Origin of the sequence: Streptomyces sp. NPDC056503 (assembly GCF_042794995.1) — a bacterium.
Taxonomy (GTDB): Bacteria; Actinomycetota; Actinomycetes; order Streptomycetales; family Streptomycetaceae; genus Streptomyces.
In genome coordinates this window covers 1-13,445 of the sequence record NZ_JBHTST010000188.1, presented here as the reverse complement: position 1 = coordinate 13,445, position 13,445 = coordinate 1, and the positions used below count along the sequence as shown (strand labels likewise).

Here is a 13,445-nt window from a genome sequence, read left to right as displayed (position 1 = left end):
GCGCCGGGGGCTTCGTCGTGTCCGGAGGGCGTCAGGCCTGCTTCGAACGGAGGGCGCCCGCCATCTCCGCGAGCGTCTCGAAGGACGCGGTGCCGGTCACGACCGTGGTCGCCCCGCCCTCGGTGCGCACCAGCGCGTCGTACTTGGGACCCTCCCAGCGCTGCCACACCTGGCCGGCCACCGTCTGCGTCCTGCCGGTGTCCTTGGCCGAGTGGGTGACCTTGGGCACGAACTTCTTCGGCTCGGTGGTCGACTGGTTGACCGAGACGTACTGGGTGTCCGGGGAGAGGAAGCCGAGCTGCCAGGCGTCGCCCTGCTCGCGCCGGTACGAGACCACGGTCGCCTTCCAGTCCGCGCCGAGGCCCTCGGGCGCGAGCACCGGGTAGGGCGCCGCGCGCTGGGCCGTGACCAGCTCGACCCGGTAGTCCTTGGCCGCCACCGGCTCCGCTTCGTCGTCGTGCGGGATGAAGAGATACATGACCCCCGCGGCGACCATGATCACACCGAGGGACTGGAACATCCCGCGTACCGTCTGCCTGCCTCGCTTAGCTGCCACGCCCCATATGGTCGCATCCTGGTCCCGCGCTCATACGTGGGCCCCTCTGCTCAATTTATCGACCTGGCGATAGAGTCACAGCACCCTCCTTTTTCCGGCCGTCGTCGTACAGAAAGGTGCGCTCCGATGACCGAGCACCACCTGCCCCCCGAGCTTGAGGTCTCTCCCGAGGCCCCCGACCGCAACCTCGCCCTCGAACTGGTCCGCGTGACCGAGGCCGCCGCCATGGCCGCCGGCCGCTGGGTCGGCCGCGGCGACAAGATCGGCGCGGACGGCGCCGCGGTCAACGCGATGCGGACCCTCATCTCGACCGTCTCGATGAACGGCGTCGTCGTCATCGGCGAGGGCGAGAAGGACGAGGCGCCGATGCTCTTCAACGGCGAGCGGGTCGGCGACGGCACCGGCGCCGAGGTCGACATCGCCGTGGACCCGATCGACGGCACCACCCTGAACGCCAAGGGCATGCCGAACGCCATCGCCGTGCTCGCCGCCGCCGACCGCGGCTCCATGTTCGACCCGTCCGCGGTCTTCTACATGGACAAGCTGGTCACCGGCCCCGAGGCCGCCGACTACGTCGACATCAACGCGCCCGTCTCGGTCAACATCCGCCGGGTCGCCAAGGCGAAGGGCATGAACGCCGAGGACGTCACCGTGGTCATCCTGGACCGCCCCCGCCACGAGGGCATGGTCAAGGAGATCCGCGAGACCGGCGCCCGGATCAAGTTCATCTCCGACGGCGACGTGGCCGGCTCGATCATGGCCGCCCGCGAGGGCACCGGCGTCGACCTGCTCATGGGCATCGGCGGCACGCCCGAGGGCATCATCTCGGCCTGCGCCATAAAGTGCCTGGGCGGTGTCATCCAGGGCAAGCTGTGGCCGAAGGACGAGGCGGAGCGCCAGAAGGCCCTCGACGCGGGCCACGACCTGGACCGGGTCCTCACCACGACCGACCTGGTCAGCGGCGACAACGTCTTCTTCGTCGCCACCGGCATCACCGACGGCGAGCTGCTGCGCGGGGTGCGCTACCGCTCCGAGACCGCGACCACCCAGTCGCTGGTCATGCGCTCGAAGTCCGGCACGATCCGCCAGATCGACTCCACGCACCGGCTCGCGAAGCTGCGCGCCTACAGCAAGATCGACTTCGACCGGGCGAACTGACCCGGTCCGACGACGGCAACGACGAGGGGCGCCCCCATGTGCGGTGGGGGCGCCCCTTCCCGTCCGGGTACGGGGCCGCGGGTCACGGGACCGGAGGCCGGTGCGGTCCGCTCGCCGGCCGGGCCGGGCGACGCGCTCGTCAGCCGGCCTGGGCGACGCGGTCGGCCGCGGCGGCCTTGCGCAGCTCGACCTCGCGACGGCGGCGGCGGGCCAGCACCACACGGCGCTCGGCGGCGGTGAGTCCGCCCCAGACGCCGTACGGCTCCGGCTGGAGCAGCGCGTGCTCACGGCAGTCGACCATCACGGGACAGCGCGCGCAGACCCTCTTGGCCGCCTCCTCACGGGCCAGCCGCGCGGCGGTCGGCTCCTTGGAGGGGGCGAAGAAGAGTCCTGCCTCGTCCCGGCGGCACACCGCCTCCGCGTGCCAGGGGCCGTCCTCGTCCTGCCGCGCCGGAGCACGCTGGGGCGGCACGGGGGCTACCTGGAGGGGCTGATGCGGCAGTTGCAGCACGGTCTACTCCTGACGACGGCTTCGCGAGCGAGCAGCGATGAAGCAGCCCTACCCGCTGTGCGCACGCCTATGCACTGCGTGCGGCGCCCATCCGGAGTCCGGACCCCTGGCAGCGCATTCCGGTCAACTCCTGGCCGATACGGGGTGGGTGATCAGTGCCCCAGGTGCTTGCGGACCTTGTTCTGGAGATCGGTGACCCACTTGCCGCGCTTGGGTCTCGCCTCCACGTTCCCGAACACCGCGTAGCCGTTGACGACGACCAGCGGCGCCTGCGGGTCGACCCCCTCCAGGGTCGTGACCTCGAAGTTCCCGAGGATGCCGGCGCCGGAGCCGCGCAGGCTGACGTTCTCCGGGACGCGGACCTCGATGTTCCCGAAGATCGAGGTGGCGTTGATGGTGGTGAGCGGCTGGGCGAAGATCGCCTCCGTCAGGTCGATCTCCACGTTCCCGAAGATCGCGAAGGCGTTGGTGCGGCGGGCGACCCGCCAGCGGCCCTTGCGGGTGGTGCTGGAGAACACGGCGAGCAGCTGGTCCGCGTTCCCCTCCGCGTCCTCCGGCCCGTAGGCGGCCGGGGCCGGGTCCCTGCGCGCGGCGGCCGGTCCGCCGTCCGTGGCCGGCAGGTCCCGCACGATCGGCTCCAGCTCGCCCACGGTCTTGGCGCGGTAGACCGCCTCGACCCGCTCCGCGTGCTCCTCCGTGTCGAGCCGCCCCTGGGCCAGCGCCTCCGCGAGGATCTCCGCGACCCGGTCCCGATCGGCGTCGGAGGCCCGGAAGGACCCCTGCGGGTCCGCGTACGCGGGAGCGGCGGGAGCGGCAGGAGGTACGGGGGCGACGGGAGGAGCCGGAGCAGCGGGAGGGGCGGGAGCGGCGGGAGGAGCCGGGGGTGCGGGGGCTTCCGGCGCGGCGGGCGGCTGCGCGGGGTCGGACGGCCGCGCGGGGTCGGGCTGCTTTTCGAGGTCCACGACTCCACCCTGGCACACGCGATAGATCGCGACCAGGGATCCGACCCCCCATCTCTCCCCTAGGGGACGCGGCGCGCGGACGACGGGTCGCGGCGCGGCGGAAACCGCCGCCGCGGCGCTCCGACACCCCGCCCGCGCGCCCCGCCCCCGCGCCCCGCCGCCACACCCCGCCGCGGGTGGACCCGCACCCGCTCACGGCGGGCGTTCCGGCGCGGAACACTCCACTTCGGCGCGGTCCCGGTCCCTGGTGAGCCTTACCTCACAGGATCGGAGCCGCGCCCTCGTTCTACGCTGGAGGGCGCGCCCGCCAACGGAGGCGGCGCGCCGCTGTCTGCCGAGTGAGGAATGGCCGCCGTCATGCCAGAGTTTGCGTACTCCGATCTGCTCCCCCTGGGAGAGGACACCACGCCCTACCGCCTGGTGACCGCCGAGGGCGTCTCCACCTTCGAGGCCGACGGCCGTACGTTCCTCAAGGTCGAGCCGGAGGCGCTGCGCAAGCTGGCCGCCGAGGCCGTCCACGACATCCAGCACTACCTGCGCCCGGCCCACCTGGCCCAGCTGCGGAAGATCATCGACGACCCGGAGGCGTCGGGCAACGACAAGTTCGTCGCGCTCGACCTGCTGAAGAACGCGAACATCGCCGCCGCCGGCGTGCTCCCCATGTGCCAGGACACCGGCACCGCGATCGTCATGGGCAAGCGCGGGCAGAACGTGCTCACGTCGGGGCGCGACGAGGAGGCCCTGTCCAAGGGCGTCTACGACGCGTACACCAAGCTCAACCTGCGGTACTCGCAGATGGCCCCGGTGACGATGTGGGAGGAGAAGAACACCGGCTCGAACCTGCCCGCGCAGATCGAGCTGTACGCGACCGACGGCGGCGCGTACAAGTTCCTCTTCATGGCCAAGGGCGGCGGCTCCGCCAACAAGTCCTTCCTCTACCAGGAGACGAAGGCGGTCCTCAACGAGGCCTCCATGATGAAGTTCCTGGAGGAGAAGATCCGTTCGCTCGGCACGGCCGCCTGCCCGCCGTACCACCTGGCGATCGTCGTCGGCGGCACCTCCGCCGAGTTCGCGCTGAAGACCGCGAAGTACGCCTCCGCGCACTACCTGGACGAGCTGCCGACCGAGGGCGACGCCGCCACCGGCCACGGCTTCCGGGACAAGGAGCTGGAGGAGAAGGTCTTCGAGCTGACGCAGAGGATCGGCATCGGCGCGCAGTTCGGCGGCAAGTACTTCTGCCACGACGTCCGCGTGGTCCGGCTCCCCCGCCACGGCGCCTCGCTGCCCGTCGCGATCGCCGTCTCGTGCTCGGCCGACCGCCAGGCCGTCGCGAAGATCACCGCCGAGGGCGTCTTCCTGGAGCAGCTGGAGACCGACCCGGCGCGCTTCCTGCCGGAGACCACCGAGGAGCACCTCGACGAGGCCGGCGACGTCGTGCGGATCGACCTCAGCCAGCCGATGGACCAGGTCCTGGCCGAGCTGACCAAGTACCCGGTCAAGACCCGCCTCTCGCTGACCGGCCCGCTGGTCGTCGCCCGCGACATCGCGCACGCCAAGATCAAGGCGCGGCTCGACGCGGGCGAGGACATGCCGCAGTACATGAAGGACCACCCGGTCTACTACGCGGGCCCGGCGAAGACCCCCGAGGGGTACGCCTCCGGCTCCTTCGGCCCGACGACGGCCGGCCGGATGGACTCGTACGTGGAGCAGTTCCAGGCGGCGGGCGGCTCGATGGTGATGCTCGCCAAGGGCAACCGCTCGCAGCAGGTCACCGACGCGTGCGGCACGCACGGCGGCTTCTACCTCGGTTCCATCGGCGGCCCGGCCGCGCGCCTCGCCCAGGACTGCATCAAGAAGATCGAGGTGCTGGACAACGAGGAGGACGGCATGGAGGCGGTCTGGAAGATCGAGGTCGAGGACTTCCCGGCCTTCGTCGTCGTCGACGACAAGGGCAACGACTTCTTCCAGAACCCGGCGCCGGAGCCGACGTTCACGCACATCCCGGTGCGCCAGGGCTCCCAGCTCGCGTAACCCCCGGTAGTACCGCACCCGCCCCCCGGTCCCCCGCGGACCGGGGGGCGGTGTCGTCTCCCGCACGGAAAGTCGCTACCAGCCGGTAGCCAGCCGGACACTTACTGGTCAGTATGGGACGCGAGCATGTCAACCACTGAGACGGTCGACCACTCGGGAGCCCCCCATGCCCTCCGCCAAGTCCGCAGCCACCGCCACCGGCCTCCTCGGCCTCACCGCCCTCCTCGTCGTCGGGCCGGCGCCCGCCGCCTCCGCCGCCGACCCCGACACCCACCTCACCTCCGCCGCCGCGTTCGAGGGCGTGGACTACGCGACCTGGCGCCGTGACGTGGCCGCCGTGGTCGCCGAGGCCCGCCCGTACGTCGAGGAGCGCGCCGAGGACGCCGGCACGGAGAAGCAGGCGATCGTCCTCGACATCGACAACAGCTCCCTGGAGACGGACTTCCACCCGTTCTGGGAGCTGCCGACGCCGGCCATCCCCGAGATCCACTCCCTGGTCCGGGACGCGCACGCGCGCGGGGTGAAGGTCTTCTTCGTGACCGCGCGGCCGGGGATCGTCCACTCCCTCACCGAGTGGAACCTGAAGAAGGTCGGCTACCCGGTCGACGGTCTGTACGTGCGCTCGCTGCCGGACCTCTTCGCCGAGGTGAGCGCGTACAAGACGGAGAAGCGCGCCGAGATCGAGGCCAAGGGCTACACGATCATCGCGAACATCGGGAACAACACGACCGACGTCGTCGGCGGTCACGCCGAGCGCGCCTTCAAGCTGCCGGACTACGGCAAGCTCTCCTGACCCCGGTCACCGGCTAGCGGGTGAGGTGGAACTCCAGCCGTGAGTAGTCCCCGTCCGGCGTGGAGCGGATGTAGCCGCGGACGTCCTTGAAGTCACCGGTGCCGCCGGTGACCGCGATGTCGAAGGCGGCCGGGGCGTCGTCCGCGGGATCGACGGAGAGCAGCGTCTGGCCGGCGATCTGGCCGCCCGGGCCGCCGTTCAGGACGAAGTTGCCGACGCAGAGCAGGTCGGCCGGGTCGCCGGTGCGCACCACGGTGCAGCCGACGCCGTCCCGGCCGACCGACTCGCCGCCCTTGGTGCGGGAGAGGTCGTCGGCGAAGGCGAAGGATTCGCCGAGCCCGGGTGCCTGTCCGGTCTCCTCGCCGCCCTGGTCCGTGGGGACCTCCTTGGCGTACAGGGTGAACTCGAACCCGTCGGCCGCGGGCGCGGCGGCCACCGGTGCGGCGGCGGCGAAGGTGACGGCCGCGACCGTCGCGGCGCCGAGGGCGCCGATCCTCCTGAAGCTCCGGATCATGGACTGCCTCCCTGGCGGGGTGGGGTTCCTCCCCCTTCGGGCCGTCCTCACATTGTGCTGCCGCCGTCCGGGTGACGCACGCCGTCGGGAATGATGGGGTCATGCCAGTGAGAACCCCCTTCCTCCGTACCGCCCTGCTCGCGGCGGCCCTGCTGACCGCGTGCGGTACGACGCCGGAGCCGGACGCGGCGGCCCCGCCGGCGGCGAAGCCCTCCGCGACGCCGTCCGCCACGCCGTCCCCCGAGGCCGCGGGGTCCGTCGGCGGTCCCGGCACGGCCTGCGCGCTCCCCGTCTCCCTGTCCCTGACGAAGGGGTGGGAGCCGGAGGCGGTCGAGAGGCCCGCCGACCCCGACTTCGCCGAGCTGGTGGAGCAGGGCCCGGCCACGATCGTGTGCGAGGCGAAGTCCGAGGGGACCCCGCACATCGGCTTCCTGCGGGTGTGGACCGCGCCGAAGGGCCCGGCCCGGACCGCCCTGAAGGCCTTCGTCGAGGACGACAAGAGCAAGGCGCTCGTCCTCGCGGACGTGAAGGCGGGCGCGGTGCCCGCCGTGGAGGCCCGCTACTCCGTGTACAGCGCGCTCGAAGAGGAATGGCGGGAGGGGCGTTCCTTCGCGGTGCAGACCGGGAAGGGCACGGTGGTCATCGTGGAGCTCGGCGGTCTCGACGCCGAGGAGGACGCGGTGGTCGCCGCGTACGAGCTGGCCAAGTCGACCCTGAAGCTCACGTGAGGGGCCGGGCAGGAGGTCTCGGAAGAGGCCTCTCGGGACGTCTCGTCAGAGGTGCCGTGAAAGGGCCGTGGCCCCCCGCCCCGCACCGGACGGAGGGCCACGGCGTTCTCGGACCCGCGGGCTAGGCGAACTTCTGGTTCGCGGAGCCGTTGCAGGTCTGGAGCCGGACCGGCTCCTTCGCGGCGCCCTGCGTGAGGCAGAGGCCGGTCGCGGCGGCGGGCCGGATGGTGGCGCCGTCGCGGACGAACCTCTGGTTGGCGGCGCCGCTGCAGTTCCAGACGATGAGCGCCTTGCCGGCCTGGTAGGCGGCGCCCGGCACGTCCAGGCAGCGGTCCTGGGTCAGTTCGGTGTGCAGGGTCGCGCGGGCGGAGTCGTACCACCAGCCCTGGTTGCGGCCGCCGTGGCAGTCCCAGCCGAGGACGGCGGTGCCGTTGGCGGACGCGGAGGCGTCGACGTCGAGGCAGTTGCCGGTCGCGCCGTTCCTCAGCGGCTTGTAGACGTCGTCCCAGGCGAGCGGGAAGAGCGTCGGGGTGCCGGAGGAGTTCACGTCGGCGCAGCTCGCCTCGCGCAGGCCCGAGGCGTAGAGCTGGGTCAGGCAGGAGGCGAAGGCGGCGTGGCCGCTCTTGTTGGGGTGGAAGGACTGGCGGGTGGAGTTCTCGTCGATGCCGCCGGGCTTGGAGAGGTCGATGAAGAGGCCCCGGGCCCAGGTGTCCTCCATGCAGACCTCGTGGCCGTGGAAGAGCCGCGAGTTGTCGAGGTAGACGGCGCCGGTGGAGGCGGCGACCTTGCGCATGCCGCGCTCGAAGGCCGGGACGGCGGTGTTGCGGCCCCAGACGGTGTCGGAGTCGTAGCCCATGCCGCCGCAGACCAGCTTGCCGGGGAAGTTCGGGTTGTCGCGGAAGTCGGGGCCGATGGGGCTCGGGTAGCCCATGACGACGAGCTTGTAGTCGCCGTCGGCGTACCCGGCGTCCCGCATGACGGTCCTGAGGTCGCGGACGGTCTGCTCGACCTTGGGGACGAGGGCGTCGACGCGGGCCTGCCAGCCGGGGGCGTACTTGGGCTCGCAGGTGCCCTGGCTGAGGACGTACCGGGTGACGCAGTCGGTCATGACGGGGCCGAACTGGAGGTCGTCGTTGGCGCCGGCGACCAGCAGGACCATCTTGATGCGGGTGTTGCGGGCCTTGACGGCGAGGTTGTCGCTCTGGACCAGCTCGTCCGCGTACTGCTTGCTCCCGCCGATCCGGATGTTCCCGGTGTAGGCACCGGAGCAGGAGACGTTGAAGGTGAGGTCGGCGGCGATGCCGGTGCGGTGGATGGCCGCGTCGGGCGAGCGGTGGCACCAGTTGGTGGGACCGTTGGTGGGGGACTCGTAACTGCCGACGCCCTCGCCGGAGATCTCGCTGTCGCCCAGCGAGATCAGTCCGGTCCTGCGCTCGCCGAGGGGGCGTTCCTCGGGGCTGCCGTAGATCCTGGTGGCCTCGGCGGCCCGGATGGCCTCCAGCTCGGGCGAGAGGGGCACGGAGGCGACGGCGGCCCTCGTGCCCGTGTCGGCCGCGCCGGCGGGGGCGGCGGCGGTCATGGCGCCGAGGGCGGCGGCCGCCGCGGCGACGGCGGCGATGGGCCACCGGAGTCTGTACCTGGTGCGCGTCATTGCGCCTCCTGGAAGTGGGGTTACCCACGGTTTTTACTGGCCGGTACACGCCTTGGGAATACATCGAACAAGACAAGTGCTCATCTTTTTGAGGATGTTGGGGAAGACGGGCACGCCCGGAAGGACGAACGACCATGAACGACACCGAGGGCTACCGCGTCGAGCACGACTCGATGGGCGAGGTACGGGTCCCCGCGCACGCCAAGTGGCGGGCCCAGACCCAGCGGGCCGTGGAGAACTTCCCGGTCTCCGGACAGCGCCTGGAGCGCGCCCACATCGAGGCGCTGGCCCGGATCAAGGCCGCCGCCGCCAAGGTCAACGCCGAGCTCGGGGTGATCGACCGGGACCGCGCGGAGGCGATCGCCGCCGCCGCGGCGGAGGTCGCCGAGGGCCGCTGGGACGACCAGTTCCCGGTCGACGTCTTCCAGACCGGCTCCGGCACCTCCTCCAACATGAACACCAACGAGGTCCTCGCCACCCTCGCCGGGGAGCGGCTGCCGGCCGACCGGGCCGTCCACCCCAACGACCACGTCAACGCCTCGCAGTCGTCCAACGACGTCTTCCCCTCCTCCATCCACATCGCCGCCACCGCCGCCGTCACCCACGACCTCGTCCCCGCCCTCGACCACCTGGCCGCCGCCCTGGAGCGAAAATCGGCCGAATTCTCATCCGTCGTGAAGTCGGGCCGTACGCATCTGATGGACGCCACCCCGGTCACCCTGGGCCAGGAGTTCGGCGGCTACGCGGCCCAGGTCAGGTACGGGATCGAACGGCTGCGCTCCGCCCTCCCCCGGCTCGCCGAACTCCCCCTCGGCGGCACCGCGGTGGGCACCGGCATCAACACCCCACCGGGATTCTCGGCCGCCGTCATCGCCGAGCTGGCCCGCGCCACCGGCCTGCCCTTCACCGAGGCCCGCGACCACTTCGAGGCCCAGGGCGCCCGGGACGGCCTGGTGGAGACCTCCGGTCACCTCAGGACCGTCGCCGTCTCCCTCACCAAGATCGCCAACGACCTCCGCTGGATGGCCAGCGGCCCCCGCACCGGCCTGGCCGAGATCGCGCTTCCCGACCTCCAGCCCGGCTCCTCGATCATGCCCGGCAAGGTCAACCCGGTGGTCCCCGAGGCGGTCCTCATGGTCGCCGCCCAGGTCACCGGCAACGACACCACCGTCGCCGTGGCCGGCGCGGCCGGGAACTTCGAGCTCAACGTGATGCTCCCGGTGATGGCCAGGAACCTGCTGGAATCCGTACGGCTCCTCGCCAACGCCTCCCGGCTCCTCGCCGACCGCACCGTCGACGGCATCACCGCGAACACCGAGCGCGCCCGCGAGTACGCCGAGTCCTCCCCCTCCGTCGTCACCCCGCTGAACAAGTACATCGGCTACGAGGAGGCCGCCAAGGTCGCCAAGCGGTCCCTGGCCGAGCGGAAGACCATCCGCGAGGTCGTCCTGGAGTCCGGTTACGTGGACCGCGGCGACCTCACCCTCGAACAGCTCGACGAGGCCCTCGACGTCCTGCGCATGACCCGGCCGTGAACCGGAGGCCTCGCCCCGATGACTCAACCGTGACCCGTACCGCAGCGCCGGTGGGAGCGCGCCCCTAAGATCTGCGCATGACAGGATCGGACGGTTCGGACGACATCCAGCGCTGGGCGCCCGGGGAGCACATCCTCTGGCGCTACCGCGGCATCGGCACCGACGAGGTGCACATCTGCCGGCCGGTCACCGTCGTCCGCGACACCCCGGACCTGCTCGCCGTCTGGATGGCGCCCGGCACCGAGTGCGTCCGGCCGGTGCTCGCCGACGGCACCCCGGTCCACGACGAACCGCTCGCCACCCGTTACACCGCGCCCCGCACCACCGAGCGCGCCCACTGGGCCGGCAGCGGGGTCCTCAAGCTGGCCCGGCCCGGCGACCCGTGGTCGGTCTGGCTGTTCTGGGAGCGCGGCTGGCGCTTCCGCAGCTGGTACGTGAACCTGGAGGAGCCGCGCCACCGCTGGGCCGGCGGCGTCGACTCCGAGGACCACTTCCTCGACATCTCCGTCTACCCCGACCACAGCTGGCTCTGGCGGGACGAGGACGAGTTCGAACAGGCCCAGCGCTCCGGCCTGATGGCCCCGGCCGGGGCCGACCGGGTGAAGGCCGCCGGCGCCGCCGCCGTACGGCTCGTGGAGAGCTGGGGCACGCCCTTCCGGGACGGCTGGGAGGAGTGGCGGCCCGATCCCGCCTGGACCGTCCCCGCCCTGCCGGCGGACTGGGACCGCACTCCGGCGCACACGGCTCCATGAGACCCTTGCTGCGCCCCCGGGGTCGAAACGTAGGATCGTCCTCCGCACCACCGACACCGGGCGGACACGACGTCACCGACCGAACGCAGCGCAGCAACTGACCACACGTCACCGCACGTCATCGATGAGGGGGAGAGCAGTGCCGGAGCTGTGCCCGGGTGGCACTCCCCCAGCCCCTGCCGCCGTCCGCGGATCGTCCGTATCCACCGCGAACACCGCCCCCGGAGGGTTTATCCCCGCCGAAGGCGCGGCATCGGCGAGAAGAGCGAGTGCATCGCACCACCGGCCCGGACGGACGGAATCCCACGCGTGACGGAGCATCCCACCTCCCACGAAGGCCGGCAGCCGCTGGCCGACCGGCCCCAGGAACAGACACGGCCTCGCCAGGAGGCCGCGCCCGCCGGCCTGCCCTCCGACATCCCCGCGCAGCCGGCGCCGCAGCTCCCGGAGGCCCCGCCGGGGCCGTCCGCGCCCGCGGTCGCCGTCGCCGTCTCCCCCAAGGGGGCGGCACCGGCCGGGCGGCGCGAGGGCGACCGGCTGCGGTTCGTCGGCGCCGCGACGCGGCGGATCGCCCGCGGACTCGACCTCGACGAGATCGTGCTCGGCCTGTGCCGCGCCACCGTGCCGGCCTTCTCCGACGAGATCCTCGTCTACCTCCGCGACCCGCTGCCGGTGGGCGACGAGCGCCCCGTGGCGCCCTTCGTGCTGCGGCTGCGCCGCACCGACCGGCTGCGGTTAACGGACCTGGAGGGCGACGAGCTCGTCCTCGTACCCGATCCCGACCCGACCCCCGCCGCCGAACTGTGCGAGGTGCGCTCCGGCAGCGCCCTGGCCGAGGTGCTCCGCGGGGTCCGGCCGGTCTTCGGCGACTCCGCCGCCGCCCGGGCCGCCCTCGGCGAGCTCCTGGGCGCCGACCACCCGCTCCCCCGCGGGCTGCGGGCCATACTGGCGCCGCTGCGCGGCCGCCGCCGGGTGATCGGCGCCGCCGTCTTCCTGCGCCGCGGCGAGCAGCCGGCCTTCGACCCCGACGACCTGCTGGTCGGCGCGCAGCTGGCCACCCACACCGCGCTCGGCATCGACAAGGCGGTGCTGTACGGCCGGGAGGCGTACATCGCGGACGAGCTCCAGCGCACCATGCTGCCGGACTCGCTGCCGCAGCCGACCGGAGTCAAGCTCGCCTCCCGCTACCTGCCGGCGGCCGAGACGGCCCGGGTGGGCGGCGACTGGTACGACGCGATCCCGCTGCCCGGCAGCCGGGTCGCCCTGGTCGTCGGCGACGTCATGGGCCACTCCATGACCTCGGCCGCGATCATGGGCCAGCTGCGCACCACCGCGCAGACCCTGGCCGGGCTCGACCTGCCGCCGCAGGAGGTGCTGCACCACCTCGACGAGCAGGCCCAGCGGCTCGGCGAGAACCGGATGGCGACCTGCATGTACGCGGTCTACGACCCGGTCTCGCACCGGATCACGGTCGCCAACGCCGGTCATCCGCCGCCGATACTGCTCCACCTGGACGGGCGCGCCGAGGTGCTGCGGGTGCCGGCGGGCGCGCCGATCGGGGTCGGCGGCGTCGACTTCGAGGCGGTCGAGCTGGACGCCCCGGCCGGTGCCACGCTGCTGCTGTACACGGACGGTCTGGTGGAGTCCCGGCTGCGGGACGTCTGGACCGGGATCGAGCAGCTGCGGGAGCGACTGGCGGCGGCGGCCCAGCTGACCGGGCCGGACCACGCGCCGCCCCTGGAGGCGCTCTGCGACGACGTGCTCGACATGCTGGGTCCGGGCGACCGGGACGACGACATCGCGCTGCTCGCGGCCCGCTTCGACGGGATCGCGCCGAGCGACGTGGCGTACTGGTTCCTGGAGCCGGAGGACGCGGCCCCGGGCCGGGCCCGCCGGCTGGCCCGCCGGGCGCTGGCCCGCTGGGACCTGGAGGAGCTGACGGACTCGGTGGAGCTGCTGATCAGCGAGGTGGTGACGAACGCGGTGCGGTACGCGGAGCGGCCGGTGACCCTGCGGCTGCTCAAGACGGACGTGCTGCGCTGCGAGGTCGGCGACGACTCCCCGCAGCTGCCCCGGCAGCGGCGGGCGCGCGAGACGGACGAGGGCGGACGCGGTCTGTTCCTGGTGAACCGGCTGGCGCGGCGGTGGGGGGCGACCCGGCTGTCGGGCGGCAAGGTCGTCTGGTTCGAGCTGTCGACGCGGCCCTGATCCCGCTCGCCTCCGGTACGTGACGAAGGCCGGCCCCCACCCGGGG

The 13,445-nt window shown here is 72.4% G+C and carries 12 protein-coding genes; 7 read left to right on the top strand and 5 right to left on the bottom strand.

Annotation, left to right across the window (positions count from 1 at the left end; translation table 11 throughout):
* Window positions 1–31: 31 nt before the first annotated feature.
* Window positions 32–556 carry a DUF4245 domain-containing protein gene (locus tag ACFQ8C_RS34335; RefSeq protein WP_383465449.1) on the bottom strand — a complete coding sequence of 175 codons (525 nt, stop codon included), beginning with the start codon at window positions 554–556 and terminating at the stop codon, window positions 32–34.
* 126 nt (window positions 557–682) lie between these two features.
* Here ACFQ8C_RS34335 and glpX point away from each other — a divergent pair, with 126 nt between their 5' ends.
* Complete coding sequence (gene glpX / locus ACFQ8C_RS34330; protein WP_383465447.1) at window positions 683–1,714, top strand: class II fructose-bisphosphatase; 1,032 nt, start codon at window positions 683–685, stop codon at window positions 1,712–1,714.
* A 139-nt stretch (window positions 1,715–1,853) separates the two neighbouring features.
* Here the strand turns inward: glpX and ACFQ8C_RS34325 are convergent, their stop codons facing one another.
* Window positions 1,854–2,225, bottom strand: a complete 372-nt coding sequence (locus tag ACFQ8C_RS34325) for a WhiB family transcriptional regulator (RefSeq protein WP_383465445.1) — start codon at window positions 2,223–2,225, stop codon at window positions 1,854–1,856.
* A 152-nt stretch (window positions 2,226–2,377) separates the two neighbouring features.
* Window positions 2,378–3,187, bottom strand: a complete 810-nt coding sequence (locus ACFQ8C_RS34320; RefSeq protein WP_383465443.1) for a DUF1707 domain-containing protein — start codon at window positions 3,185–3,187, stop codon at window positions 2,378–2,380.
* A gap of 357 nt (window positions 3,188–3,544) precedes the next feature.
* On the opposite strand from ACFQ8C_RS34320, the gene ACFQ8C_RS34315 reads away from it, so the two are divergent.
* Window positions 3,545–5,218 (top strand): fumarate hydratase, encoded by a 1,674-nt coding sequence (locus tag ACFQ8C_RS34315; RefSeq protein WP_383465441.1) that lies wholly within the window; start codon window positions 3,545–3,547, stop codon window positions 5,216–5,218.
* Window positions 5,219–5,384: 166 nt separating this feature from the next.
* Window positions 5,385–6,011 carry an HAD family acid phosphatase gene (locus ACFQ8C_RS34310; RefSeq protein ID WP_383465439.1) on the top strand — a complete coding sequence of 209 codons (627 nt, stop codon included), beginning with the start codon at window positions 5,385–5,387 and terminating at the stop codon, window positions 6,009–6,011.
* 13 nt (window positions 6,012–6,024) lie between these two features.
* Here the strand turns inward: ACFQ8C_RS34310 and ACFQ8C_RS34305 are convergent, their stop codons facing one another.
* Entirely contained in the window at window positions 6,025–6,525 is a 501-nt protein-coding gene (locus ACFQ8C_RS34305) for a hypothetical protein (RefSeq protein WP_383465437.1), read from the bottom strand.
* A gap of 101 nt (window positions 6,526–6,626) precedes the next feature.
* Between ACFQ8C_RS34305 and ACFQ8C_RS34300 the strand changes: the two genes are divergently transcribed.
* Entirely contained in the window at window positions 6,627–7,253 is a 627-nt protein-coding gene (locus ACFQ8C_RS34300; RefSeq protein ID WP_383465435.1) for a lipoprotein, read from the top strand.
* Window positions 7,254–7,374: 121 nt separating this feature from the next.
* Here the strand turns inward: ACFQ8C_RS34300 and ACFQ8C_RS34295 are convergent, their stop codons facing one another.
* The gene (locus tag ACFQ8C_RS34295) at window positions 7,375–8,904 is read right to left on the bottom strand and encodes a ricin-type beta-trefoil lectin domain protein (RefSeq protein WP_383465433.1); all 1,530 of its coding nucleotides are present in this window, start codon (window positions 8,902–8,904) and stop codon (window positions 7,375–7,377) included.
* A 134-nt stretch (window positions 8,905–9,038) separates the two neighbouring features.
* On the opposite strand from ACFQ8C_RS34295, the gene ACFQ8C_RS34290 reads away from it, so the two are divergent.
* From ACFQ8C_RS34290 to ACFQ8C_RS34280, 3 genes are all read left to right on the top strand, one after another.
* Window positions 9,039–10,439 (top strand): class II fumarate hydratase, encoded by a 1,401-nt coding sequence (locus ACFQ8C_RS34290; protein ID WP_383465431.1) that lies wholly within the window; start codon window positions 9,039–9,041, stop codon window positions 10,437–10,439.
* 77 nt (window positions 10,440–10,516) lie between these two features.
* The gene (locus ACFQ8C_RS34285) at window positions 10,517–11,191 is read left to right on the top strand and encodes a DUF402 domain-containing protein (RefSeq protein ID WP_383465429.1); all 675 of its coding nucleotides are present in this window, start codon (window positions 10,517–10,519) and stop codon (window positions 11,189–11,191) included.
* 309 nt (window positions 11,192–11,500) lie between these two features.
* Window positions 11,501–13,399: a SpoIIE family protein phosphatase gene (locus ACFQ8C_RS34280; protein ID WP_383465427.1), complete on the top strand. Its 1,899-nt coding sequence runs from the start codon at window positions 11,501–11,503 to the stop codon at window positions 13,397–13,399.
* The last annotated feature ends 46 nt before the right edge of the window (window positions 13,400–13,445 follow it).